The following is a 25,087-nucleotide window of genomic DNA, read 5'->3' on the forward strand; positions in this document are numbered from 1 at the left end:
AGACCCACGGCCGGCGCGATCATCAACGACGAGACCACCGGCACAAGGGATACCGTCCCGTCGGCGCCCCCCACAACGAGGGAGCCCATCGGAGGCGGGACGGCGGGCGGACGGGTGACGACCGGCCGGATATCTCGGCCCGCCCTCCCACGGATGCCGAGGTCGAACCAGCATCCGGGCAGCGGCCGGCGCCCAGCGGCGGCCGGGCTACTTGGCCGGCTTGCCCGGCCCGGCGGTGTCGCGGCGGGCGACACGCTTCTGGATCCGCGCGATCGGCCAGGTCACGACGGAGGCCGCGATCATCCCGATCAGCAACGCCCAGAGAACGTAGAAGCCGACCAGAATGAGGATCACGGTGATCACGGCGAAGACCGCGATCCGGATGAGGAAGTAGGGAAGCGCGGCCTTCAGGTCGTCGGGCTGGTGCTCGGGCTTGGTGCCCTTCACCTTCTTTGGCCCCGTCGTCGGCACGGACTTCACCGTGGGCACGGACTTCGCCGTGGGCGCGGACTTCGCCGTCGCCGTCTTCGGCTTGGCCGGCGCCTTCGGCTGCGCCGCGGCCCCCTGGTTCCGCCCGCGTGCCATCCCGATCTCCCTCAGTCCTTTGGTCCACCGAGGAGCTGGCCCGTTCCCGCGCCCGCGCCCGCTTCGTCGTCGCCGTCCCACCCGTGCGGTGTGCCATCTACTGTGCCAGGTCTCGGACGGTCCGTACGCGCCGCGCCCAGTTGTCCCGCCCACCGCCGGAACAGGGTGTTGGGCACGCCCGCCGCGTCGAGGACCCGGCCGGCGACGAAATCGACCAGTGCCTGCGCGTCCGCCGCTCCGGCATAGAAGCCAGGGCTCGCGGCGGCGACCACCGCGCCCGCGTCGTGCAGCGCCAGGAGGTGGCGCAGGGTGGCGCCGGTGAACGGCATCTCGCGGGGCACGACCAGCAGCCGGCGCCCCTCCTTGAGGGTCACGTCGGCGGCACGCTGCAGCAGGTCCTTGGACAGGCCGAGCGCGATTCCGGCGATCGACGCGGTACTGGCCGGCACGACGATCATGCCGCGGGTCGGGTAGGAACCACTGCTCGGCCCGGCGGCCAGGTTGTCGGCGCCGTGCACCCGCACCAGTCGGGCGACCTGCTCGGCGATGAGCCCGCGGTCGGGCCGCCCGCCGCCGGCGAGCGTCGTCCCGAGCCACTCGGCGAGCGCCCCCGGCCACGCGCCGTCGCCGTCGCGCCAGGCGATCCCCGTCTCATCCAGCAGGGTGAGCCGCGCGGCCCGGGAGACCACCAGGTCCACCGGCAGGCCGGCGGCCAGCAGGCCGCGCAGCACCGACGCGGCGTACGGCGTGCCACTTGCCCCGCTGACCCCGACGACCCACGGCCTCCGCCCCTCATCGGGCGCGGCGCCGTCGCGGGCGGTGCCTGGCCGTCCGCCGGGGGGCGTGGTCACGCGACGAGGCCGCGCGCGATCAGGTCGACGAGCGCGAAGCCGAACAGCGCGATGCCGACGAAGCCGTTCGCCGTGAAGAACGCGCGGTTGACCTTGGACAGGTCGCTCGGGGTGACGATCGCATGCTCGTAACCGAAAGCGACCGCGGTCAGCCCTAGCCCCACCCACCAGAAGGCGCCGAAGCCCTCGGCCAGCCCGAACAGGACGAACAGGACGAACGTCACGACGTGAGTGGCCGCCGATGCGATGAGGGCGGCTCGTACTCCGAACCGGGCCGGCACCGAGTGGACCCCGATCCGACGGTCCACCTCGACGTCCTGGCAGGCGTAGATCAGGTCGAAGCCACCTATCCAGCTGCCGACCGCCAGCCCAAGCAGTACGGCGCCCCACGACCAGTGGCCGGTGATCGCGATCCAGGCACCGATCGGCGCCACCGCCTGCGCGACCCCGAGGACGACCTGCGGGAAGTTCGTGAACCGCTTGGCGTAGGGATAGACGACCAACGGGGCGACGGCCGCCGGAGCGAGCGCCAGACAAAGCCAGCCGAGCGCTGCCGCGGCGGCGAGGAACACCACCAGCGCGACACCCGCGCCAATGATCGCGGTACGAACGGCCACCACGCCGGTGACCAGCTCCCGGCGCGCGGTGCGAGGATTACGGGCGTCGATCTCCCGGTCGATGACCCGGTTGGCCGCCATCGCGAACGTCCGGGCGGCGACCATCGCGACGGTCACCAACACCAGGTCCGCCCAGTGCACCGACCGCGACACCCGGAACCCAGCTGCCAGCGCCGCCACATAGGCAAACGGCAACGCGAACACCGAATGTTCGATCATCACCAGTCGCAGGAACGCCCGCGGCCGCGCCGTCACCGCCGGCAACCAGGCAGCCTCACTCATCGCACACCTCGCGGGGCTCCACCACCGACGTCAACCCCCCGGGGTCCCCGTGGATCCGAGCCGCGCCAGCGGATCGGATCCACGGGGCTATGCCAAGCCGGATCCACGCCAGCCCCGACGATCCGTCACTCATCGGTCACACCAGCGCTCGTCATTCGTCGCTCGCCACCCGTTGGTCATAGGTCCTCGTCCCGCGGTCAAATTCCGTAGTCCTTCCAGCGGTCAGTGACCAGCGTGCGGGTGGCGTCGTCCATCACGCACTCCGCCGGCCAGCCGCCGGCTCGGCGGTAGCCCTCGGTCGGAAGCTTCCTGGTGGCGTCGATGCCGGCCTTGCCACCCCAGAACTGCTCGTAGGACGAGTGGTCGAGGTGGTCGACCGGGCCGATCGTGGTGACCAGGTCGTGGGCGTAGTCGACGTTGCCGAACGCCCGCCAGGCGACCTCCGTGTAGTCGTGCACATCACAGTCGGCATCGACGACGATCACCAGCTTGGACAGCGACAGCAGCCCGGCGCCCCAGACCGCGTGCATGACCTTCTGTGCCTGTTTCGGGTAACGCTTGTCGATCGAGACGAGCGCGCAGTTGTGAAAGACGCCGGCCTCGGGAAGGTCGTAGTCGACGATCTCGGGAACCAGCATCTTGATGAGCGGCAGGAAGATGCGCTCGGTCGCCTTTCCCATCGGGCCGTCCTCCTGCGGGGGCCGGCCGACGACGATCGTCTGGTAAATCGGCTCCCGTCGCATCGTCATCACCTCGACGTGCAGCGCGGGGAAGGGCTCGACCGGGGTGTAGAAGCCGGTGTGATCGCCGAACGGCCCTTCTGGGCGGCGCTCCCCCGGCTCAAGCCAGCCCTCCAGCACGATCTGCGCGTTGGCCGGGACCTGCAGCGGGACGCTCACGCAGTCGACCAGCTCGACCCGCTCGCCACGGAGGAAGCCGGCGAACAGGTACTCGTCGATGTCGGCGGGAAGCGGCGCGGACGCGGCATAGGTGACCGCCGGATCGCAGCCGAACGCGATCGCGACCGGCAGCCGCTCGCCGCGCCGCTCGGCGACCGCGTGGTGGGCGTTGGAGTCCTTGTGGATCTGCCAGTGCATGCCGACGGTGCGCGCGTCATGCCGCTGCAGCCGGTACATGCCGAGATTGCGGGCGCCGGTCTCCGGGTGGCGGGTGTGCGTGAGGCCCAGGTTGAGGAAGGCGCCGCCGTCGTCCGGCCAGGAGGTGACGGCCGGCAGCCGGAACAGGTCGACCTCGTCGCCCTTGTAGACGACCTCCTGGCAGGGCGCGGTGCGGACCTTCTTCGGCGGCATGTTCGTCAGTCGGGCGGCCTTGCCAAGCGCCTCACGCATGCCGGAGAAGCCATGCGGCAGCTCAGGGCGCAGCATGTCGGCGATCCGGTCGCCCAGGTCGTCGAGCCGCTCGACGCCGAGCGCCCTCGCCATCCGCTTCTCGGTGCCGAAGACATTGATGGCCAGCGGCATGTCCGAGCCCGCCGGGTTCTCGAACAGCAGCGCCGGACCGCCGGCACGAACGACTCGCTGGACGATCTCGGTCACCTCCAGCTTCGGGTCCACCGTCGCCGCCACGCGACGCAGCTCACCGTGCTTCTCGAGGTCACGCAGGAACGCCCGCAGATCCGCCCATGCCATGCCGCCATCCTCCCAGCGCACCTCCTCCCCGCGCCCAGTGCACTCAGTGCGCTGTGCCGCTTCCCCGCCCGGCGGGCACGCGCCGACCGGCCAGACCGGTCTGGCCGGTCAGACCGCCTGGTCAGGGAGCGGAATCGGTCGGCCGGATCGGCGGTTGTCGTCAGTGGCCAGACGCCGCCGGTAGCCAGGGCGCACACTGACTCCTAGGCGACACCCGCCCCTATGCACCGGATGGACCACCCCCGCCGCGATGAAGACGCTGGTCAGCGCGGCGACGCGGAGACGACCATCGGTCTGGGTAGGTCTCGCCGGCGTCGTAAGGTGGTCAAGGGCCGTGAACGACGCAAGACGAACGGCTAGCAGGAAAGGGGGGCGACGAGCCGGTGGTTCTCCTGCTCTACGTCGTGATCTGTGCGGCCATGGCCTACGTGATCCTGGACATCGCGCGAACCCCCCGGAGCGGGATCCGAGTCCTGTCCAAGCCGGTCTGGATCGCGCTCGTTCTTCTGTTCGGGGTGCTGTTCGGGCCGATCAGCTGCGTGCTCTGGTTCATCTTCGGTCGGCCGCGGTCGGCGATCGGCCGCGGCGGCGCACGCGCCCGCCGCGAGCACCCGGCCTACGGCGGTTCCGGCCGGTGGGACGCCATCTCGTCGCACCGTTCCGACGGCCTGGGCCGTGCGCGGGGCCGCGTTCACTGGCTCGAGCAGCCCGACCGCCCGCGTGGCCCCGATGACGATCCCGAGTTCCTGCTCGAGCTCTCGGAGCGCCTGCGCCGCCAGGACCCCGACGGTCCCTCCCCGCGTCCGTAACCGGTCGGGCCTGACGTGGTCGTCGACAAGCGCTAGATCAAATCTGCTGAGCCGCTGGCGCGACCCAGCCACAGCACATGACGGCGCCTCTAGCGCAGTGCCAACCCAGCCACATCTTCAATCTGGCACCACACCAACCACGGCCATACGCCTGCACCCGGCACCACGCAAGAGGACGCCCCGCGTCCGACAGGCGGATGGGCGAGCGGTCGCGCAAGCGACCTTCGAGCCAGATCCGCCTCAGACTCCGGCGTAGGAGTGCAGGCCCGAGATGACGAGGTTGACCAGGTAGTAGTCGACGAACAGGGCGCTGAACGCGACCAGGGAGACGGCCGCGGCCTTGTAGCCGCGCCAGCCAGCGGTCGCCCGCGCATGTAGGTAGGCGGCGTAGCAGACCCAGGTGATGAACGACCAGGTCTCCTTCGGGTCCCAGCCCCAGTAGCGGCCCCAGGCGGCCTCGGCCCAGATCGCGCCGGCGATGACGGCGAACGTCCAGATCGGGAAACCGAATGCGATCAGCCGGTAGGTCAGGGTGTCAAGCGACGCCGACGCCGGCAGCTTCATGACGATGCCGCCGCGGTTGCGCATCGCGGCCGAGACGGGCGCCCGCCCGGCCGCGACCTCGGCGAGCCGGTGCTCCCAGCGGTCCTTGACCAGGAACAGCACTGTGGTGACCGCGGACACCAGGAAGATGCCGCTGGACAGGATCGCGGCAACGACGTGGATCTTCAGCCAGTACGAGTTCAGCGCCGGCACGAGCGGCCCCGCCGGGACGTAGAGCACCGTCCTGGCGAAGCCCAGGTAGACCAACGCGGGGAACACCAGGAAGACGCCTAGCCAGCGGACCGGGTAGCGGGTCAGCAGCAGGAGGAACGCCGAGATCGCGATCAGGCAGATCATCGACGAGAACTCGTACATGTTGCCCCACGGCACCCGGTGCGCCGCGAGGCCGCGGGTGACCAGGGAGCCGACGTGCAGTCCCCAGCCGAGCACCGTGAGCACGACGGCGATCCGGCCGATCAGGAGCGCCCGCGCCGGCTGGGCCTCCCCGGCGTCACCGGCCGAACCCGAGCCGCCGGCGGCCTTGCCGGCCGCGGCGCTCGTGACGGCGGGAGCGGCGGCTGAGACGTTACCCGCGGCGGCGCTGGCCTGGCCGGCCGCGGCGCCGACGAGCGCCGGCTCGCGGAGCGCGGTCTTCGCCGCGCTCTCGGCCCTCGGCGCGGCTGCGGCCGCGTCCGCCGTCCGGCCGATGCGGTTGAAGGCGAACTCAGCCGCGTAGCCGAGCATCGCGACCGCGTAGACGGCCATGGCACCGTCGACGAGATGATCGGACAGATGGGCGAGGCCCTCGTTGACGGCCATCAAGGCTCCCGTCTGGTGCTGGAGGGGTTGTTCTGGTCATCGGGCTCGGCGGATGGTTCCGCCTGCCCGCTGGCTTCCGTGGCATCCTCGGTTGTCGCCGTGGCCGCCGGTGACTGAGCTGGCGGTGACTGAGCTGGCGGTGACTGAGCTGGCGGTGACTGAGCTGGCGGTGACGGTGTGGCCACAGGCGGCGGACCGGGAGGTTCCGTCGCCGCGCGGACCCGGGCGGTGAGGGCGGTGAGCTCGGCCGCGAAGCCCTCCGCGTCCGAGCGGGACAGGCCACCGATCTCGACGGTGCTCCCCGTGCCGGCGGCCGGGCGGGCGCGGACCCAGACCCGGCGGCGACGCACCCGCAGGCTCGTCACCAGCCCGACGATGATCGCGATCGCCGCGTAGAGCACCAGGTTCTTGTACGGGTCGGACTTCGTCTCGAAGGTGGCGAACTCGCGCAGACCGTCGACCTCGAGCGACATGCCGCCGGGCAGGCCCGTCATCGTGCGGTTCTTCGGGTCGTTCAGCGCCAGCCGCTGGGCGGGCAACGCCTTACCGCTCGGGCCGTCGGTGCCGAACTGCTTGAGGTCCTGCGTGTCGAGCGAATAGATGTTCTGCGGGATGCCCTCGTTGACGTGCAGGTTGCCGAGCCAGCCAGTGAGGAACAGGCCCGGCGCGACCGCCGCCGGGTAGACCGAGACCGGTCCCTGGACCGGGTCGACGATGGTCGTCGGGGTGAAGAACCCGGTGAAGGCCAGCTGCTGCGGCGACCTGAGCGGCCCCACGGGCGGCAGCCCGGTGTCAGGGATCTTGACGGTGCAGGTCGACGTGAACATCCCGTCCCGTGGGGTGCACGGAACGTACGACTCCCAGACGGTCTTGCCGCTCTTGTCGCGCAGCACGAAGTGCGGCGCGTAGCCATGCCCCAGCAAGTAGATCTTGCTGCCGCCGATGCTCAGCGGGTGGTTCACCCGGATCTCGGCGTGCTTCGTCGGCGCGTCCAGGTCCTCGGCGTAGGCGACGGTCGCCACGAAGTCCTTGGGCTGGCCGTTCGCCTCATAGGTGGCCTTGAAGTCGTCCAGGTCGAGGGAGAACGGCCGCAGCTTGGCGGTGTCGACCAGCGTGCCGGCGCTGAACTGGTCATAGGAGATCAACGTGTTCGAGTAGCCGTTACCCTGGATCACCAGCACGGTGCCCTGGTAGCCGAACCAGGAGCCGAGGCCGACGCCGAGCAGCACGACGACGAGCGCGATGTGGAAGATCAGGTTCCCGGTCTCGCGCAGGTAGCCTTTCTCCGCCGCGACCGAGTGGTCGGGGTCGCCGCCGGCACGGGTCGCGCCGGGGGGCGCCACCGCCACCCGGAACCGCCGGCTTCGCAGCACCTTGCCGGCCGCCACGACGGCCTCGTCCGGCGCGAGCGTGCTCGCCCAGGACGACCCGCCGGCCAGCCGGCCGGGCCTCGACGGCGCCGCCGGCGGCCGGCCGACGAGCGCTCGCAGGTGCCACCGCACCCGCGACCACAGGCAGCCGATCAGTGAGATGAACAGCAGCAGGTAGATCGCCGCGAACCACGGCGCGCCGAAGACGTGAAATCCGCCGAGGCGGTTCAGGATCGGTGCCCAGGTCGGATGAGCGGCGTAGTACTCCTGCACCTTCAGCGGATTGATGGTGCGCTGCGGGAAGAGCGAGCCGGGGATGGCCGCCACCGCCAGCAGGAACAGCAGGATCAGCGCGGTGCGCATGCTGGTGAGCACCCGCCACGCCCGCCGCGGCGGGTCGAGCAGCCGGTCGAACTGGCCGCGCCCGCCGTCGCGCGCCGCGCCACCACTGGCGGCGTCGGCGGCGGCCGTGGCACTCGGCTTCGCCCCGGACGCCGGCGCGGCGGCCGCCTCCGGGAGGGAGAACTCGTCCGGATGGGCGACGATCTGGTCGGTGCCGGCGCCTACGACGGGTGTCGGCTCGTCCGAGCCTGGCTCGTTCGCGGCCCGCGCCGTCGGCACGGAGGTCGTCGGGGGTGGCGTCACAGCGGCGTCTCCGCGAATCCGGGGGCGTAGGGGCGCAGCGTCGCGACCAGGTCCGCCCACTGCCCGGTCACCTGTAGGACCCCGACGGCGACGAGCAGCGCGCCGCCCGCGACCGTCAGCAGCCGGGCATGCGAACGCACCGCGCGCAGGGCGCCGGCGACGCGTCGGAAGGCGAGCCCGGTGACGACGAACGGCACCCCGAGGCCGAGGCAGTACACGGCGGACAGGAACGCGCCGCGGCCGGCGGTGGCGCTCTGCACCGCCAGCCCCTGCACGGCCGCGAGAGTCGGGCCGAGGCACGGCGCCCAGCCGAGGCCGAACAGCGCGCCGAGCAACGGCGCGCCGAGCAGGCCCCGGGTGGGTGGTAGCCGGTGGATCCGGAACTCCCGGTTAGCCCAGGAAAACCGGGAGAACACGCCCGCGAACAGCAGGCCCATGGCGATCGTGACCGCGCCGAGCACCTGCGCGACCCCGACCTGGTGCACCTTCAGCCACTGCCCGAGCCCGCCGAAGGCGGCGCCAGCGGACACGAACACGACCGTGAACCCGAGCACGAACAGCCCGGTCCCGGCGGTCACCCGCCCCGTTCGCCGAAGCCCGCCCAGCCCGTGCCGGACGGCCGTCGCGGTCGTCACCAGCCACGGCCGCTCCGCCGACAGCCTAGAGGGCCAAAGGGTGTGCGAAAATGATCTTCCTTCGCACACCCGGCGGCCGTTGTCCCCAGGATCACTAGAGGGCCAAAGGGTGTGCGAAAATGATCTTCCTTCGCACACCCGGCGGCCGTTGTCCCCAGGATCACTGACGGGCGACGGGTCCGGCGTGAGCGCCGTGTGCGCGTCGTGGGCGGCCGTGCCGGGCGCCATCGCCGCCGTCGCCCCGGCGGTCACGAGCGCCGGCCCGAGGACCGCGTCGGCCGGTTCGGCGCCGCTGGCCGCCGGAGCGGTGGCCCGCCGCGCCCTGGCCGCGGACGGCTCGCCTTCCAGGTCGGCCCCGGACAAGCCTGTGACGTAGGAGAGGTAGCCCGGGACGAGCGGCAGAACGCAGGGCGAGAAGAACGACAACAGACCGGCCGCCGCGGCGACCGGGGTCGCGAGCAGCAGGGGCCCGTCGGAGATCAGCCCGGTGAGGCTCACCCGCGGCCCCCCGCCCCGCGCGCCGGCCGTGGCCGGCCGGGTTCGCCGCGACGACCGTCAACCACCGCGGCGGGTCGACGGCCTAGGAGGCGGTGGACGGTGCGGGCCACTGTCGCGACGGTCGACGGCCGGGACGCGGCAGCGCGGCGGGCGGGCGTGGAGGTGCTCGACGGGGTCAGGAGGAGCGAGCCGCCGCTGAGGGCGATCACGTCTCGGCCGCCATCTGGTCGAGGACCCCGGCGAGCGCCTCGAACGAGACGGGGCCGGTGAACCGGGCCGCGATCTGGCCCTTGCCGTCGAGCACGACCGTCGACGGCAGGCCCAGCGCGATCGGCCAGCCCGCCGAGAGGATGCCTTTCTTGTCGGAGATGCTGGGATAGCTGACGGAGTAGTCACGAACGAACGCCAGACCCGGCGAGGTGCTCGGCTCCTCGTTCACTCCGACGAACGCGACGCCCGGGCGCTGCCCCGCGAGCTCGACCAGATGAGGGGTCTCCTCGCGGCAGGGCGCGCACCAGCTCGCCCAGAAGTTGATCACGACGGGTTTGCCGCGCAACGACGCAACGTCCAGCTTCTCTCCGGTCAGTGTGTCGCCGGCCAGCTTGGGCGCCGGCTTGCGCTCGGCGGGTGGGACGAAGTCCTGCCCCGCGGACTGCTGCACGAACCCGAAGCTGCCGCCGCCGGTCGCGTCGACGGCGGTCGAGCCCGTCGAGCAGCCGCTGAGCCCGAGGCCCACCGCCAGCGCCAGGGCAGCCGGCGCACCCGCGAGCCCGACGATCCGCCGCCGTGTCCCCGGCCGCGCGCCGCCCAGCGACGGCCGCCGGCCACGCACACGCGAATCCCGCCGTCGCATCTCCAGCACGCCACCCAGTATGTGCGCCACGCTCGCCGCCCCGACACGGTGTCTACGACCACTCGTAGAACTTCCCCCACACAGTAAGTCGCACCGTTCGGACACGCCCCACTCGGCCCCGGTCCATCACGGTCGCGTCCCCGCGCTCGGCCGGTTGGGGCCCAGGGGTGATGGGCGGAACGCGGACGCGACGTGGGTGTGACGTGGTGAAGTTCACCGCCCATCGGGCCCGAGCCACGCCGCCAGGCCACGCCGCCACACCGACTTCCGTTCTCCTTGCCGGCCGGCCGGCCCGCCGCGCCGCACCGACGCCGGCGAAGGTCACCTGAACGCGCCGGGGCGTCGCCCGTAGGGCCCGGAATCGCCTCCGCATGATCTGTGGTGCCGAACAGCGCCTCATTCACCCCCAGAAACGATGCCCCGAACGCAGGCCTGGCCGGGCGGAGGTCGCTGCGTCCACCGCGGCGAGCACGACGTCGATGCCCTGCCCGCCAGTCAGAGCCCGCCAGGCGCGGCGCGGATCTCGCTGGTCGCCGCCGGCCTGTGGGCGGGTAGCGCACCGGGCCGCGGTGGCGACGGCCCGGCCACACGGTTTATCACTCTGCGTGCATGTAGGATCACCCTTCGCGTCGTCACTCTGAGTAGCGATATCTGGGGCGTGAAGCGTGCTGGAGTTGAAGTCGGTCCTGGTTGGCGCCCTTTTGGGGCAGCCACGGAGGGTGACGCGCGTGGCGGCGTCCGTGGTCGTCCTCAGTCTCCTGTTCATGGCGGTGAGTTCCACGGAGGCCTGGGCCGCCGACACAACACAGTTTCCGATAGACCCATCGCGCCATAAAGGCGTCGCGATACCGTTCGAGGGTTACACCGACCACCTTGGCGGGATACTGCCGATTTCCGGGGCAGTGGGCGTGGACCTGGTGCTCGGCATGCCCACACACAAGTACCTGCCCTGCCAGAATCTGACAGACAAATTCATCAATGCCTGCGAGGAGCGTGGGAGCTATACTACCTACACCCGGTTCAGAGCCGGCCAGGGGCTACTTTTCCCGTACGGGTACTTCATGGGAAACATGCAGCGGGACATCGTCACCGACCACTACGTGCAGACAGACTGGGGTCGGCGCGCCACAAACTTGTCGGTGGAGTTCTACCCCGAGTTGAGCCGCGACCGGGAGTACGTTCACCCGCGCTTCCAAATCGACCATTTCAACCCTCGTGTGAACGGATGGGCCTACTCCGCGCCCATCGGGCGAATCACTGTCCTCACCCTCGCGGACCCGGGGACGACCCGTGTTAGCGGAGGTATCACCGATGGGGGTAAGGCAATCGCCAAGGACCGAGTCAGGATCCTCGTTTTCGGCGGTAACGCCAGCTCCTCCACCGGTTACCCGGTCTCGTCGTTCGCGGTGTGGGACAGCGCAGGCGAAACGTCCTGGACTTCTGGAGCGATGTACGCGGGAACGCAGCTGATCACGGTGACCGACAAGGCGACCGGCCACACCTGCGACGTGCGGTACGGCAACATGACCGGCTCGAACAACCACTTGGACTTCGACATCTCTCAGCCCGGTTTCGGGCGTATCGGGCGTAAGTGCAACTTCGGCACCGACACCGTCTCGGACCGCCAGGTGGCTTACCCAAAGAAGTGACGGCACGCACAGACTCGCGGTTGCCACGCCGGTGCCGACACGTCGGCCGGCCGCTACCTCGGAGGACGGGCGTAGAAGGAAGTCCGCGGTACGACGACACCGGAGAGGGCACTGATCTGCCCTAATTATGGCTTATGCGCCAGGACAGGCCGGGTCCGCAGACGGCCGAACGATTCCCGTCTCGTAGGCGAACACGACGGCCCGCACTCGGTCGCGCGACTCAAGCTGCTTTGCAGGTCTGCTTCGTCTGGTGCCGCTCAAGGACCTGCCGGACACGCCGTAGATCGTGCTCGCCGCCGAGGCAGGCGAGGCGGGCGTGGTGTCCACCGATCGGTGGACACCACGGCCCAACTCCCGGTGGTTCCGCAGGAGGCACTCCGGCGGAGATTGTGGCGGTATGCCAGCGATAGAGATTTCGGCGTTGCGCAAGATGTACGACGGGCGGGTCGTCGTCGACGATCTCGATCTGTCCATCGAGGCCGGCGAGTGCTTCGCGCTGCTCGGCCCCAATGGCGCGGGCAAGACGACCACCGTCGAGATCCTGGAGGGGTTCCGCTCCAGGGACGGTGGCGGCGTCACCGTGCTCGGCCGCGATCCTGCCAGGGCGGACCGGAGGTGGCGGTCGCGGATCGGGGTCGTCGCGCAGACCACCGGTGCGGCGCTCGACCTCAGCGTCGCCGAGGCGGTCCGCCACTTCGGTGCCTACCATGCCTCGCCGCGGCCCGCCGACGAGCTGATCGAGGCCGTCGGGCTCACCGACAAGGCGAGCGCCCGGATCGTCGATCTTTCCGGCGGGCAGCGCCGGCGGCTCGACGTCGCGCTCGGCGTGCAGGGGCGCCCGGAGCTGCTCTTCCTGGACGAGCCGACGACCGGCCTCGACCCCCAGGGCCGCCGGCGGCTGTGGGATCTGGTCACGAGGCTGCGCGCCGACGGGACGACGATCCTGCTGACCACGCACTACCTGGACGAGGCGGCGCGCCTGTCCGACCGGGTCGGGGTGATCGCGCACGGCCGGCTGCTGGAGGTCGCGCCGACGGCCGAGTTCGGCGGCGAGCTGCGCGACGGCGCGACCGTCCGCTGGCGCACCGGCGACCTGGTCCACGAGGTCGCCACCCGGACCCCGACGGGGGTCGTCCGCCAGCTGCTGGCCGAGACGCCCGACGGCGAGATCGAGGACCTGGAGATCCGCCGCCCCACCCTCGAGGACATCTACCTCGCGCTGCTGGGCGCCGCCGAAGACGTGGGCGCGGGCGAGACCGCCCAGCCGGCCGAACCCGAGCCGCCAGCCATATCCACACCACCATCCGAAACCGCGCCGCCGCGCCAGCCGCGTGCCACCACCAGGAGTGGGTCATGACAACCGCCACCGGTCCAGCCACCGCCCGCGGCCCGGTCGCGGCGCCGCCGAGCGCGGCACGGATCGCCCGGGCGCGGGCCGCGCTCGAGCTTCGGCTCTACCTTCGCGCGCGCCAGGCGATGATCTTCTCCTTCCTCTACCCGATCATCATGCTGGTGATCTTCGGGTCGATCGACATGGGCGGCACGGTCGCGGGCGGCGTCACCTACGTCCAGTACTTCACCGCCGGGATCGCCGCGACCGGCATCATCCTCAACACGTTCCAGCAGCTGGGGATCCGGATCGCGAACGAGCGGGACGCCGGCGAACTGGCCCGGCTGCAGGCGCTCGGCACACCCGCGATCTCCTACCTGGCCGGCAAGGCGGCGCAGGTGCTGGTGACGACCGCCGCCCAGCTGGCCGTCCTGGTCGTGGTGGCACGCTTCGCCTTCGACGTCCCGTTCCCCGTGGACGCCGCCCACTGGATGACGTTCGTCTGGGTGGCGCTGCTGGGCACGCTGGCCGGGACGGCCCTCGGCTTCGCCGTGTCGCTGCTGCCGAAATCGGCGAAGAACGCGGACACGGTCATCGTGCCGATCGCGCTCGTGCTGCAGTTCTTCTCCGGAGTCTTCTTCGTCTACAGCGACCTGCCCGGCTGGATGCAGGCGATCGCCAGTGTCTTTCCGCTGAAGTGGCTGACGCAGGGCATGCGCTCGGTGTTCCTGCCCGACGCGGCCGCGAGCGCCGAGGTGGCCGGCGGCTGGGAGCATGGCCGGACGGTGCTCGTCCTCGCCGCCTGGATCGTCGTCGGCGTCGCCGTCTGCGCCCGTAGCTTCCGCTGGCGCCGCGTCTCCTGAAGGGCCCAAGGGTGCACGAAAATGCTCTTGCTTCGCGCACCCGGCGGCCCCCGTCCTGGAATCGTTAGACCATCTGTCGTAGACCATCTGTCGTGGCGACATGGGCCGAAATCGGAGGTTCACGGTGAGCTCGGGCACGGCAGTGGCGACGACGAGAATCTGGCGCGGCGTCGGCTCGTTCCTGCTGCCCAACCTGGCCGACCCGTCGACGCACGAGGGCCCGCCCATGGGCGCGCGCGTCTGGCGCCGGGTGCTGGTGGGCCTGCACGCGTCCTTCGGCATTCTCGCGGCGCTCGCCGTGCTCACGATCCTGACCAACGCGCAGTCCGAGCCCTGGTGCCGGCCGGCGGCCCTGGCCGCGATCGGCGCGATCGTGCTCGCCTACACGGTGGCGGGCCGGGTCGGCCTGACCGCGGCCAGGGTGTCGCGGCGCGGTCGCGCGCTCATCGTCGCCTACCTGGTCGTGCTCGTCGCCGGAGTCGGCGTCCTGGCCAGGACCGAGCCGGACACCCTGTTCATCTTCTTCATCGTGTACGCCCAGGTGTGGTCCCTGGTCGACCGGACGGTCGCCGGCACCTTCTGGTCTCTCATGCTGGTCGCCGCCAGCATCGTCGGGATGGCACTGCGCCCGGCGCCGGACCGGCCGGATCTCGTCAGCCTGATCTCCAACCAGGCGGTCGGGGTCGCGTTCGCCCTCCTGATGGGCATCTGGGTCCACAGCCTGTTCGACCGCAGCCGCGAGCAGGCGCGCCTGATCGAGAAGCTGGAAAGCGCGCGGGCGGAGGTCGCGGCGCTGGAGCGCGAACGCGGCGCGCAGGCCGAACGCGAACGGATGGCCCGCGACGTCCACGACACCCTCGCGCAGGGCTACACGAGCATCCTCATGCTGGCCCGCACCGCCGTCGCCCAGCTCGGCGCGGACCCGGCGGCGGCGCGTGAGCGCCTCGAGCTGGTCGAGGAGGTCGCGAGTGAGAACCTGGCGCAGGCGCGGGCGCTGGTGGCGGCCCAGTCACCGGTCGAGCTGGACGGCACCAGCCTGCGCGACGCGCTCACCCAGCTCGCCGGCCGCTTCACCCGGGAGACCGGCATCGAGGTCGACATCCGGTTCTCCCCCGAACCGGCCGGCGACGGCACCGCCGGGCCGGCGGGCCTGCGCCCGGCCGAGGAGCTGATGCTGCTGCGCGCCGCCCAGGAGGCCCTCACGAACGCCCGCCGGCACGCCTCACCGACCAGGGTGAGCCTCACCCTGGCCACGGCCCGCCCGGGTGAGGCGACGCTGCGGGTCGTGGACGACGGGGTGGGCTTCGCGGTGGGCGCCGAGACCGGCAGCGGCCTCGTCGGCCTGCGCCGCCGGATGGAGGAGGCCGGTGGCGAGCTGCTGGTCACCTCGGCACCGGGCGCCGGCACACAGCTGGTCGCCCGGGTCGTGCGCGGCCGGTGACCGCACCAGAGCCGGTGACCGTACGGAGGCGGAGATCGTGACGATGGACGAAGAACGGGCGACGATCGGGGTCCTCGTCGCCGACGACCACCCGGTGGTGCGTTCGGGCCTGGTCGGGATGCTCGCCAGCCAGCCCGGCCTGCGCGTCGTCGGCACGGCCGCCGACGGCGAGCAGGCCGTCGCCCGGACCGCGGAACTGCTGCCCGACGTCGTGCTGATGGACCTGCGGATGCCGCGCCTGGACGGCGTCGCGGCCATCGAGCGGATCGGTGCGAGCCACCCCGGCGTCGCCGTGCTGGTGCTGACCACCTACGACAGCGACGCGGACATCGTCCGCGCCGTCGCGGCCGGCGCCGCCGGCTACCTGCTCAAGGACGCCCCGCTCGACACGCTCGCCGAGGCGATCCGCGCGGCGGCACGCGGCGAGACCGTGCTCGCCCCGCCCGTCGCCGCCCGGCTGGCCTCCCGGCTGCGCGCGCCCGAGCCGGTCACCCTGACCCGCCGCGAGACCGAGGTGCTCGCGGCGGTCGCCCGCGGCGGCACCAACGCCCAGATCGCCCGCGAGCTGTTCATCGGCGAGGCCACCGTGAAGACCCACCTGGTGCGCATCTTCGCCAAGCTCCAGGTCGACGACCGAACCCGCGCCGTCACCGTCGCGCTCGAACGCGGCCTGCTCCCACCCATCACCCCGAACTGACCGCCCCCGACAGCCCGATCGGCGGTCGGCTCCTCGAGACCGCGCGATGCCTCCTGAAGCCGCGGAGACGGCTAGGCACCGGGCTTGTGAGGACGCCCGCCCACATGGAGGCGAGGACGTCGCTGTCCGTCCGCCGCTTGGGCGCGGGGACGAGACCGGGCTCGATCAGCTCCAGCGGCTGAGCCGTCGCGTGCGGCAGGCAGGTACTGGCGGCTGCGTCAGAACGGTAGTCCGCACTGCGGCTGGCTGGTACTCATATGTGCGTGACGCTGGCAGTCTGGTCTCCGCGCAGTGGATCCGAGGTGGCTGTGCGCGGTGGCTAGGAGTCTCGACGGGTGAGCAGCCACCCGCCGGCCCCGAGTGCCACGGCGGCGTAGAGGCAGAGCAGGCCGAGGCCGGCCCAGGGCGACAGAGCATCTGCCTTGGGCGTGGCCACCGCGAGGGAATTGGCGACGATCCCCAGCGGGACGTAGCGCGCGGCCGAAGGCGCGAACACGAGCGCGAACTGCCCGACGAGCAGTGCGCCGACGACGAACACGGCGAGGGCGACCGCGGAGTGCCGCAGGATGGCGCCCAGGCCGAGCCCGAGCAGGCTCACCAGGCTCAGTCCCGCTCCGCTCAGGACGACGGCGCGCAGCACAGCGGGCTGGTCGAGGGCAGGGGCCGGCTGTCCCTGGGGCAAAGCGGCCGAGCCGGCGAAGAACGCGAGGAACGCGGCGGCCTCGCCGACGGCCAGGGCGGCCAGGCCGAACACGGTCGCCTTGGCGGCAAGCAGACGCAGCCGGTTCGGGACCGCGGCCAGGGTCGCCAGGATCATGCCCGAGCTGTATTCGCTTGTCATGGTGAGCACGCCGAGGATGCCGAGGAGCAGCAGGCCAGGCGCGACGCCGGACAGGATGCTGTTCGTCACGTCGGACACCGGGTCGGTGTGCTCGGAGGCGCCGACGGCGGTGGCGATCCCGATGGCGCTGGCGATGGCGGCCAGCAGCGTCCAGCGGGTGGACCGCAGCGTCCGCAGCTTGATCCACTCCATCCGGACGGCGTGGGCGTACCCGTAGCCCCGGTCGTGCGTCGAGACGGTGCTCACGGGTTCCTCCTGGTGGGGATCCTGCCGACGTCGGTGGCCTGGTCGCGGTCGCCGTCGCGGCCGCCCTCACCGTTCGTGGTGAGGGTGAGGAACGCGTTCTCCAGCGAGCCGTGCTCGGCGGTGAGCGCGGCAAGCGTGGTGTCGGCGCGGAGCCGGCCGTTGTCGATCACCACGACCTGGTCCGCGGTGAGGGCCATCTCGCCGATCAGATGGCTGGACACGAGGACGGCCCGCCCCTCGGCCGCGAGCGACCTGAGCAGGTCACGCAACCAGCGGATCCCTACCGGGTCGAGGCCGTTGGCGGGCTCGTCCAACAGCAGAACGCCCGGGTCACCGAGCATCGCTGCGGCGATGCCGAGCCGCTGGGCCATACCGAGTGAGAACGTGCCGGCCCGGCGGCCGGCCGCGTTGGTCAGGCCGACGAGGTCGAGCACCTCCTCGACCCGCCGGCGAGGGATGCCACCGCCCGCCGCCAGCGCCCCGAGGTGGCCGCGGGCGGACCGTCCCGGGTGGAATGCCTTTGTCTCCAGCAGGGCCCCGACCTCGCGCAGGGGCCACCGCAGCCGGTTGTACGGCATTCCGTTGATCCGCGTCCCACCGTTGTCCGGCCGATCCAGACCGACGACTATCCGCATGGTCGTGGATTTACCGGCACCGTTCGGACCGAGAAAGCCCGTCACCCGGCCCGGTTGTACGTCGAAGCTGAGGGCGTCGACGGCGATGACGTGACCGTGACGTTTTGTCAGGCCATGCACCTCGATAGGAGCCGTTATGTGATCCACAGGTGACGTTCCTTTGGTGAGGGGAGCTGGCGGATCCGATGCTGCTGGCGGGCGGTCGCGGGGTAAATCGAGCCGGCACGACCTTTTGAGGTTCGGTTATCCGACCCATGGGACGTGCCGAGGACGAGCGCTGGCCCGCGCTGGCGTGGCAAGGTCTCGGCGCGGCTCCTGCCCGACGCGGACCTGACGGGCGGTCGGGGTCGGGGCGGGGTCGGGGCGGGGTCGGCTGGCGGTGGTTCGGATGCCCGTACCCCGGGTCCGGGTGCTGCCGCCATGGGCGCAGGGCCGTCCCCGCGCCAGCATGATGCGACCGCTCCACCCACCCGGGCGAGGTGACAAATGATCAAGAACTCCGCGCTCGACGAGACGGTGACCGAGGTACGAGGCCGCGCGAGGTGGTTCGACGTCCAGCGGGCCGCCGACGCGCCGTGGTCCGCGCGGCCCTGCCGGGTCCTGCGCGCCGCCGTCCGCGCCCCGTTCACCGCCAGGGCCTGGGCCGAGCTGGCCTATGCCGTCGCCGGGTTTCCGCTCGGCATTCTCGGCGCCGCCTATGTTGTGGTGACGTTCGTCCTGGGCACCGGTCTGCTGGTCACCCTCGTCGGCCTGCCGGTGATCGCCGCGTTCTCCGCCGGTGCACGCCTCCTCGGCGCGGTGCGCCGGGCGCTGGCCCGTGCTCTGCTGCACCTCGCCGTGGAGGCGCCCGAGCGCGCCCGCCGGGCACCGGGGTTCGTCGGATGGGTCGGCGCGGGCGTCGGCGACAGCGCCGCCTGGCGGGCACGGGCCTACCTGCTGATCTCGTTGCCGCTGTCGGTGATGTCCTTCGCGGTCGTCGTCTTCTTCCGGGGCTACGGGCTGGTCCTCATCGCGTCGCCGATCCTGTGGAGTTTCGGCTACGTGGGCAGCAGTTACCGCGACGCACACGGGCACGAGCGCCAGGCGGTCCTCGACTACGGCGACCTCCACGTCGACACCTGGCCGGAGATCCTCCTGCTCGTCCTGCAGGGCATGGTCATGCTGCTGGCCGCGCCGTGGGTGTTGCGCGGTGTCCTGTCGGTCGAGACGTGGCTGATCCCGGCGCTGCTCGGCCCGTCCGGAACGGCCCGCCGGGTTCGGGACCTGGAGCGGACCCGCGCGCTCGCGGTCGAGGACGCGGCGGCCCAACTGCGCCGCATCGAACGCGACCTCCACGACGGCACCCAGGCGCAGCTCGTCGCCCTGGCCATGAAGCTGGGCCTGGCGTCGGAGAAGCTCGACGCCGCCGGAGACACACCCGCCGAGGTCGACCTGCCGCGGCTCCGGGAGCTGGTCGGCGCGGCACATCGCGGCGCCAAGGAGGCCATCGTCGAGCTGCGGGACCTTGCCCGCGGCATCCACCCTCCGGTTCTGGACACGGGGCTGGGTACCGCGCTGACCACACTCGCGGCCCGCAGCCCGGTGCAGGTGGACCTCCAGGTCGACGTGCCAGCCGACGCGTCGAACCGCCCGTCCGCGGCCATCGAGGCCATCGCCTACTACTGCGCGGCCGAGCTGCTGACCAACGCCGTCAAGCACGCCGGCGCGCGCCGGATCACCGTCGACGCCGCCCGGCGGGGTGGGATGCTGCGGCTGCGGGTACGCGACGACGGCACCGGAGGCGCGCACGCGGCGACCGGCGGAGGCCTCGCCGGGCTGGCGGAGCGCGTCGGTACCGTCGACGGGCGCCTCGTCCTCGACAGCCCACCGGGCGGGCCCACCGTCATGACGGTCGAGCTTCCGCTGCATGTCTGGCCGGCGGCGGGAAGGGGGATCTCTCGTGCGGGTTGTCATCGCCGAGGACTCGGGGATCCTGCGAGCCGGCCTCGTGGAGGTGGTGACCGACCACGGATATGACGTGGTCGCCGCGGTCGGTGACGCCGACGCGTTACGCGCCTCCGTGGACGCGCACCGGCCCGACGTCGCCGTCGTCGACATCCGGATGCCGCCGACCCACACCGACGAGGGGCTGCGTGCCGCGATCGCGCTGCGCGAGGACCACCCGGGGCTCGGCGTGCTCGTCTTCTCGCAGTACATCGAGACCCGCTATGCCACGGCCCTGCTCGGGCGATCACCGCGCGGGGCGGCGGGGCTGGGCTACCTGCTCAAGGAGCGGGTCGCCGACGTCGCCGAGTTCGTCGACGCGCTCACCCGCGTCGCCGGTGGCGGCACGGCGCTGGATCCCGAGGTCGTGACGCAGCTGCTGGGCGCCCGGCGCCATGACGCGCTCGACACCCTCACCCCACGCGAACGGGAAGTGCTCGCCAGGATGGCGGAGGGCCGGTCGAACACCGCCATCGCGGCCGCGCTGGTCGTCACCGAACGGGCCGTGGAAAAGCACGTCAGCAACATCTTCACCAAGCTCGGTCTCCAGCCCTCAGACGCGGACAACCGGCGAGTTCTCGCCGTGCTGTGGTACCTGAACTCCTGACCTCGTGCTTCCGCCCATCCGACGGCCGGAGCCGGACCGGCGATCGCCCCGAAACGTCAGGCGCCGACGGAGCCGGCGGTGGTGGAGGTGGGGCCGTTGGGCTCGGCGTAGTCGACGCGCAGGAGGGCGCCGTCGCCGGCGTAGACGGCGGAGGTGACGCTGGCCAGGGCGCACTGGCGGCGGTCGGGGCGGTGGAAGAGGCGCAGGCCTTCGAGGGCCCGGCGGGCGGTCCAGACGGGCAGCTGGTGGCTGACCAGCACGATGTGCCGGCCGGGGAAGGCGTCGCGCCACTCGGCGGCGGCGCGCAGCATCCGCTCGGCGATCTCGGTGTAGGGCTCGCCCCAGGACGGGCGCAGCGGGTTGCGCAGTACTGACCACATCTTCGGGTCACGCAGCAGGCGAGGGTTCGCCTCGAACGCCCTGCCCTCGAAGAAGTTGCGGCTCTCGATCAGCCGGTGGTCGGTGATCACGGGCAGCCGGTGGGCAGCGGCGATCGGCGCGGCGGTCTGCTGGGCGCGCAGCAGCGGGCTCGCGATGACGGCCGCCACGTCGAAGCCGGCGAGGAACTCCGCGGTGACCTTGGCCTGCTGCTCCCCCGTCTCGGAGAGCCGGTAGTTCGGCAGCCGGCCGTAGAGGATCTTCTCGGGGTTGAAGACCTCGCCGTGACGCACCAGGTGGACGGTCGTCGTCCCCGGCTCACCGGCAACCCTGGGCGACGCGTCGGCCGCGGCAAGGACGGCGCCAGCACCAGTGACGGCGCTGGCGTCGGTGATGGCACCCGCACCGGCGCTCTCGTCGCCTGGCCGGGCCGCGCTCCCGGCATCCGGCGTCCGCTCCGCCGCCTCGCTCATGACGCCCCCGCCCCGCGCCCGCCGGCGGCGACCGGCGGGTCGGCCACCGCCGCGGCGGCGCGGGCGGCGGCGGGGGCGGCGTCGGCGAGGCGGTTGACGGCCTCGTCGTCATGGGCGGCGGAGACGAACCAGGCCTCGAAGGCGGACGGGGGCAGGTAGATGCCGGCGTCGAGCATGCTGTGGAAGAAGGCGGCGTAGCGGGCGGTGTGCTGGGCGGCGGCGCCCGCGTAGTCGATGACGGCGGCGGCGTCGGTGAAGAAGAAACTGAACAGGTTGCCGGCGTTGGCGGGCAGGTGGGCGACGCCGGCCTCGGTCAGGGCGGTGGAGATGATGCCGGCGACGTCGGCGGCGCGGGCGTCGACGGTGGCGTAGACCTCGTCCGTGCAGGCGCGCAACGTGGCCAGCCCCGCGGCGACGGCCAGCGGGTTGCCGGACAGGGTGCCGGCCTGGTAGACGGGGCCGGCCGGCGCCAGGCGGGCCATCACCTCGGCGCGGCCGCCGAAGGCGGCGGCGGGCAGCCCGCCGCCCATGACCTTGCCGAAGGTGAACAGGTCGGGCGCCCAGCCCTCGGCGGCGCCCTCCAGGCCCCACCAGCCGGCGCGGGAGACCCGGAAGCCGGTCATGACCTCGTCGAAGATGAACAGCGCCCCGTACTGGTCACACAGCCGGCGAAGGCCGGCGTTGAAGCCGGGCAGGGGCGGAACGACGCCCATGTTCGCCGCCACGGCCTCGGTGATGACCGCCGCGATCGCCTCGCCGTGCTCGGAGAAGGCGGCCTCGACCAGGGCCAGGTCGTTGTAGGGCAGGACGATGGTGTCGGCGGTGGCCGCGCCGGTCACCCCAGGGCTGTCGGGCAGGCCGAGGGTCGCGATACCCGAGCCCGCCGCGGCCAGCAGGGAGTCGACGTGGCCGTGGTAGCAGCCGGCGAACTTCACGATTTTCGGCCGGCCGGTGAACCCGCGGGCCAGCCGGATCGCGCTCATCGTCGCCTCGGTGCCGGAGTTGACCAGGCGGACCTGCGCCAACGGTGCCACCCGGTCGACGAGCGTCTCGGCGAGCTCGACCTCACCCGGGGTCGGGGTGCCGAAGCTGGTGCCGCCGGCGGCGGCCCGGTGCAGCGCGTCGACGACGTCCGGATGCGCGTGGCCGAGGATCATCGGCCCCCACGAGCAGACCAGGTCGACGTAGCGCCGGCCGTCCGCGTCCGTCAGGTAGGCGCCCTTGCCGGACACCATGAACCGCGGCACGCCCCCGACCGCCCGGAATGCCCGGACCGGGGAGTTGACGCCACCGGGAATGACCCGCCCGGCGCGGGCGAACAGATGTTCGGAAGCCGGTGCCGCGGACGGGGTCACCGTGTCAGCCGCTGGAACGTGCATGTCCCCGATCCTCGCAGGTCCGTCCGGCACGGCTCGCGACCTGCTCACCATTGAGTCCCGTCCCTCGACGGTCAGCCTCGGTAGTTCGTCGACGCGTCGACGTTCGCGCCCCAGGGCCGAGGAGGCCAGGCAGGCGTGACCCGGTCGACGAGGAGCCATCCTCGATCGCACCGGCGAATGCTTACCCTTGGGCCATCGGGACGTGAGACAGCTCACAGTTGGCCGGCGCGGGCAGGCCCAGGCACCGTGGCGGCGCGGAGACCGCTCCGCGATAGTGGCAGGCGCCGCTCACCGCGCCAACCACCGCCCGTGTTCCGGCGTTGCTCGCGCCACGCGGGCCGGACGATCGGAGTCGCCATGCGCATCGGGACCCTGCTACCGAGCCCGGAGGGGCCGGACGCGTTCGCGAAGCTGCGCGACGCGCTGGCCCGGGCCGCCGACGACGGGTTCGCGTCGGCCTGGATGTCGAACATCTTCGGCCTGGACGCGCTGACGGCGCTGGCCGTCGTCGGCAGTCAGGTGCCCGGGATCGAGGTGGGCACGGCGGTGGTGCCGACGTACCCGCGCCATCCGGTCGCGCTCGCGCAGCAGGCGTTGACGACGGCGCTCGCGGCCGGCGGCCGGCTCACCCTCGGCATCGGCCTGTCGCACAAGATCGTGATCGAGGACATGCTCGGCTACAGCTTCGAGCGCCCGGCGCGCCACATGTCGGAGTACCTGTCGGTGCTGGTGCCACTGCTCGACGGCAAGCCCGTGGACGTGAAGGGCGAGACGCTGCGGGCCGCGGCCGGGCTCTCGACGCCCCGGCTCGGGCGGGTGCCCGTGCTGGTCGCGGCCCTCGGGCCGGCGATGCTGCGGCTGGCGGGCGCGCACGCCGACGGCACCGTGCTGTGGATGACGGGGCCCGCGACCGTGCGCGACCACATCGTGCCGACGATCCGGGCGGCGGCCGCGGCGGCCGGCCGGCCCGAGCCCCGGGTGGCCGCCTCCCTGCCGGTCTGCGTCACCGACGACCCGGCCACCGCGCACGCCCAGGCCGGCAAGATCTTCGCGATCTACGGTGGCCTGCCCTCATACCGCGCGATGCTCGACAGGGAGGGCGCCGCCGGGCCCGCGGACGTCGCGATCATCGGCGACGAGGACACCGTCTCGGCACGGATCGCCGATCTCGCGTCCGCCGGGACGACCGACTTCGTCGCCAACGTGTTCGCCGCCCCCGGCACCGCCGAGGAGCGGCGCACCCGCACCCTGCTGAGCGCCCTAGCCCAGGGCTAGCGCTTCGCGCCAGCCCGCTGATGCGCCGTCACCAGGCGAGTTCAGGTACGAGGCGAGTTCAGGTACTAGTTGAGTTCAGGCCAGGCCGGCGAATCGCGCCAGGTCGGGGCGACGAGGCTGCTCCTGACGGTCGGCTGACCGTCAGGAGCCGGCGTCGTGGAAGGACGGGAAGTCGCCGTCGCCGCCGAACCCGACGTCGGTGTGGCCGGCCTGGTGCGCCCAGGCCTCCTCGTGGCCGGTGTGGACGTGATCGGCGGCGTTGTAGGTGTCGTAACCAGAACCGTCGTAACCGGAACCGGAGCCGTCGGGGTTCTCCGTGCCCTCCGTGTGGGGGCTCTCGGTGCCCTCCGCGTGGAGATGTCCCGGATCGGTGTGGCCCGTCGTCGGGCCCGACTCGCCCCTGCCCTGGCTGTCGTAGTCCGCGTCGGCCGCGGTTGTCTCGGTGAAGAGCTGATGGGCCTCCGAGCCGGCCGTTCTCCCGAGCATGTCTGTCTCGTGGCCGGCCGCCGTGGTCCCGGCGTGGCCGCCGGCGGCCAGCCGGTGGCTGGACTCCGCGTCCCAGCCGTCGTCCCAGCCGTCCCCCCAGCCCGCGCCCCAGGCATCGGCGTGCCCGTGGGCATTCGCTCCGTCGGCATCCGCGCCGTCGGCGCCCTGGGACCCGGTGCCGCTCACCTCATCGGCCGCCGCGTTCTCCGCGCCGGCGTGCGCATCGGCCATGGCGTCCGCGTGGCCGTCCGAGTGGGCGCCCGCGGGGCCGTCCTGGTGGGGATCGGCGTGCGCGTCGTGATGGGCGCCCGCGTCCGCGTCGCCGTCGAAGAACGCGTCGACAGCCGCCGCCGCGGCGAGGCCGGCGACCACCCCGCCCGCGGCCAGGGCCGCGACCACCCCGCCGGCGAGGAGCCCTCCTCCACCGGTGGCGGCACCCCGGGGTGTCCGCCAGGTCGTGTCGTCGGGCCGGCCGGTGTACATGCCCGTGTAGACCCGGGCGCGGTCGAACTGGCTCGCAAAGATGGACATCGCGCTCCCTCGCGGCTGAGCAGAGGGCCAAAGGGTGCGCGAAAATGCTCTTCCTTCGCGTACCCGGCGGCCATGATCCAAAGTCACTGGAGGGCCAAAGGGTGCGCGAAAATGCTC

General features: G+C 72.1%; 22 protein-coding genes. 9 read left to right on the forward strand and 13 right to left on the reverse strand.

The window, feature by feature from the left end:
• Positions 1-207 precede the first annotated feature (207 nt).
• The 4 genes from BCD48_RS25080 to BCD48_RS25095 form a co-directional block, all read right to left on the reverse strand.
• Positions 208-585 carry a hypothetical protein gene (locus tag BCD48_RS25080; RefSeq protein ID WP_071050823.1) on the reverse strand — a complete coding sequence of 126 codons (378 nt, stop codon included), beginning with the start codon at positions 583-585 and terminating at the stop codon, positions 208-210.
• 11 nt (positions 586-596) lie between these two features.
• A complete protein-coding gene (locus tag BCD48_RS25085) occupies positions 597-1,436 on the reverse strand; it encodes a UbiX family flavin prenyltransferase (protein WP_083419145.1) in 840 nt (279 codons plus the stop codon).
• Entirely contained in the window at positions 1,433-2,335 is a 903-nt protein-coding gene (gene mqnP, locus BCD48_RS25090; RefSeq protein ID WP_071050825.1) for a menaquinone biosynthesis prenyltransferase MqnP, read from the reverse strand. The genes BCD48_RS25085 and mqnP overlap by 4 nt, the downstream gene beginning before the upstream one ends.
• 197 nt (positions 2,336-2,532) lie before the next feature.
• On the reverse strand, positions 2,533-3,984 hold the full coding sequence (locus tag BCD48_RS25095; RefSeq protein ID WP_071050826.1) for a menaquinone biosynthesis decarboxylase: 1,452 nt from the start codon (positions 3,982-3,984) through the stop codon (positions 2,533-2,535).
• A 383-nt stretch (positions 3,985-4,367) separates the two neighbouring features.
• Here BCD48_RS25095 and BCD48_RS25100 point away from each other — a divergent pair, with 383 nt between their 5' ends.
• The gene (locus BCD48_RS25100; RefSeq protein WP_083419146.1) at positions 4,368-4,793 is read left to right on the forward strand and encodes a PLD nuclease N-terminal domain-containing protein; all 426 of its coding nucleotides are present in this window, start codon (positions 4,368-4,370) and stop codon (positions 4,791-4,793) included.
• A 240-nt stretch (positions 4,794-5,033) separates the two neighbouring features.
• Here the strand turns inward: BCD48_RS25100 and ccsB are convergent, their stop codons facing one another.
• From ccsB to BCD48_RS25120, 4 genes are all read right to left on the reverse strand, one after another.
• A complete protein-coding gene (gene ccsB / locus BCD48_RS25105; protein ID WP_071050827.1) occupies positions 5,034-6,155 on the reverse strand; it encodes a c-type cytochrome biogenesis protein CcsB in 1,122 nt (373 codons plus the stop codon).
• On the reverse strand, positions 6,155-8,170 hold the full coding sequence (resB, locus tag BCD48_RS25110) for a cytochrome c biogenesis protein ResB (RefSeq protein ID WP_083419147.1): 2,016 nt from the start codon (positions 8,168-8,170) through the stop codon (positions 6,155-6,157). The genes ccsB and resB overlap by 1 nt, the downstream gene beginning before the upstream one ends.
• The gene (locus BCD48_RS25115; protein WP_071050828.1) at positions 8,167-9,303 is read right to left on the reverse strand and encodes a cytochrome c biogenesis CcdA family protein; all 1,137 of its coding nucleotides are present in this window, start codon (positions 9,301-9,303) and stop codon (positions 8,167-8,169) included. The genes resB and BCD48_RS25115 overlap by 4 nt, the downstream gene beginning before the upstream one ends.
• Positions 9,304-9,508: 205 nt before the next feature.
• On the reverse strand, positions 9,509-10,135 hold the full coding sequence (locus BCD48_RS25120; protein WP_241841966.1) for a TlpA family protein disulfide reductase: 627 nt from the start codon (positions 10,133-10,135) through the stop codon (positions 9,509-9,511).
• 749 nt (positions 10,136-10,884) lie between these two features.
• On the opposite strand from BCD48_RS25120, the gene BCD48_RS25125 reads away from it, so the two are divergent.
• From BCD48_RS25125 to BCD48_RS25145, 5 genes are all read left to right on the forward strand, one after another.
• The gene (locus tag BCD48_RS25125) at positions 10,885-11,805 is read left to right on the forward strand and encodes a hypothetical protein (RefSeq protein ID WP_241841967.1); all 921 of its coding nucleotides are present in this window, start codon (positions 10,885-10,887) and stop codon (positions 11,803-11,805) included.
• Between the two features lie 397 nt (positions 11,806-12,202).
• On the forward strand, positions 12,203-13,162 hold the full coding sequence (locus BCD48_RS25130; protein ID WP_083419149.1) for an ABC transporter ATP-binding protein: 960 nt from the start codon (positions 12,203-12,205) through the stop codon (positions 13,160-13,162).
• Positions 13,159-13,998 (forward strand): ABC transporter permease, encoded by an 840-nt coding sequence (locus tag BCD48_RS25135; RefSeq protein WP_071050830.1) that lies wholly within the window; start codon positions 13,159-13,161, stop codon positions 13,996-13,998. Before BCD48_RS25130 ends, BCD48_RS25135 begins: the two co-directional genes overlap by 4 nt.
• A gap of 124 nt (positions 13,999-14,122) precedes the next feature.
• Positions 14,123-15,439, forward strand: coding sequence for a sensor histidine kinase (locus BCD48_RS25140; protein ID WP_083419150.1), 1,317 nt, complete (start codon positions 14,123-14,125; stop codon positions 15,437-15,439).
• A gap of 43 nt (positions 15,440-15,482) precedes the next feature.
• A complete protein-coding gene (locus BCD48_RS25145; protein ID WP_071050854.1) occupies positions 15,483-16,136 on the forward strand; it encodes a response regulator in 654 nt (217 codons plus the stop codon).
• 319 nt (positions 16,137-16,455) lie between these two features.
• On the opposite strand, the gene BCD48_RS25150 is transcribed toward BCD48_RS25145, so the two are convergent.
• Positions 16,456-17,223: an ABC transporter permease gene (locus tag BCD48_RS25150; protein ID WP_071050833.1), complete on the reverse strand. Its 768-nt coding sequence runs from the start codon at positions 17,221-17,223 to the stop codon at positions 16,456-16,458.
• Positions 17,220-18,005 (reverse strand): ABC transporter ATP-binding protein, encoded by a 786-nt coding sequence (locus tag BCD48_RS25155; protein WP_312622923.1) that lies wholly within the window; start codon positions 18,003-18,005, stop codon positions 17,220-17,222. The genes BCD48_RS25150 and BCD48_RS25155 overlap by 4 nt, the downstream gene beginning before the upstream one ends.
• Positions 18,006-18,344: 339 nt before the next feature.
• Between BCD48_RS25155 and BCD48_RS47195 the strand changes: the two genes are divergently transcribed.
• Both BCD48_RS47195 and BCD48_RS25165 read left to right on the forward strand, forming a co-directional pair.
• Entirely contained in the window at positions 18,345-19,874 is a 1,530-nt protein-coding gene (locus BCD48_RS47195; RefSeq protein ID WP_198543379.1) for a sensor histidine kinase, read from the forward strand.
• Complete coding sequence (locus BCD48_RS25165; protein WP_198543380.1) at positions 19,798-20,448, forward strand: response regulator transcription factor; 651 nt, start codon at positions 19,798-19,800, stop codon at positions 20,446-20,448. The genes BCD48_RS47195 and BCD48_RS25165 overlap by 77 nt, the downstream gene beginning before the upstream one ends.
• 56 nt (positions 20,449-20,504) lie before the next feature.
• Here the strand turns inward: BCD48_RS25165 and BCD48_RS25170 are convergent, their stop codons facing one another.
• Entirely contained in the window at positions 20,505-21,299 is a 795-nt protein-coding gene (locus BCD48_RS25170; RefSeq protein ID WP_083419151.1) for a histidine phosphatase family protein, read from the reverse strand.
• Entirely contained in the window at positions 21,296-22,678 is a 1,383-nt protein-coding gene (gene hemL, locus BCD48_RS25175; protein WP_071050837.1) for a glutamate-1-semialdehyde 2,1-aminomutase, read from the reverse strand. Before hemL ends, BCD48_RS25170 begins: the two co-directional genes overlap by 4 nt.
• A 357-nt stretch (positions 22,679-23,035) precedes the next feature.
• Here hemL and BCD48_RS25180 point away from each other — a divergent pair, with 357 nt between their 5' ends.
• Complete coding sequence (locus BCD48_RS25180; protein ID WP_071050838.1) at positions 23,036-23,953, forward strand: LLM class F420-dependent oxidoreductase; 918 nt, start codon at positions 23,036-23,038, stop codon at positions 23,951-23,953.
• A gap of 141 nt (positions 23,954-24,094) precedes the next feature.
• Here the strand turns inward: BCD48_RS25180 and BCD48_RS25185 are convergent, their stop codons facing one another.
• The gene (locus BCD48_RS25185; RefSeq protein ID WP_071050839.1) at positions 24,095-24,970 is read right to left on the reverse strand and encodes a hypothetical protein; all 876 of its coding nucleotides are present in this window, start codon (positions 24,968-24,970) and stop codon (positions 24,095-24,097) included.
• Between the last annotated feature and the right edge of the window lie 117 nt (positions 24,971-25,087).

The sequence above is a fragment of the Pseudofrankia coriaricola genome, assembly GCF_001854805.1.
Lineage (GTDB): Bacteria > Actinomycetota > Actinomycetes > Frankiales > Frankiaceae > Pseudofrankia.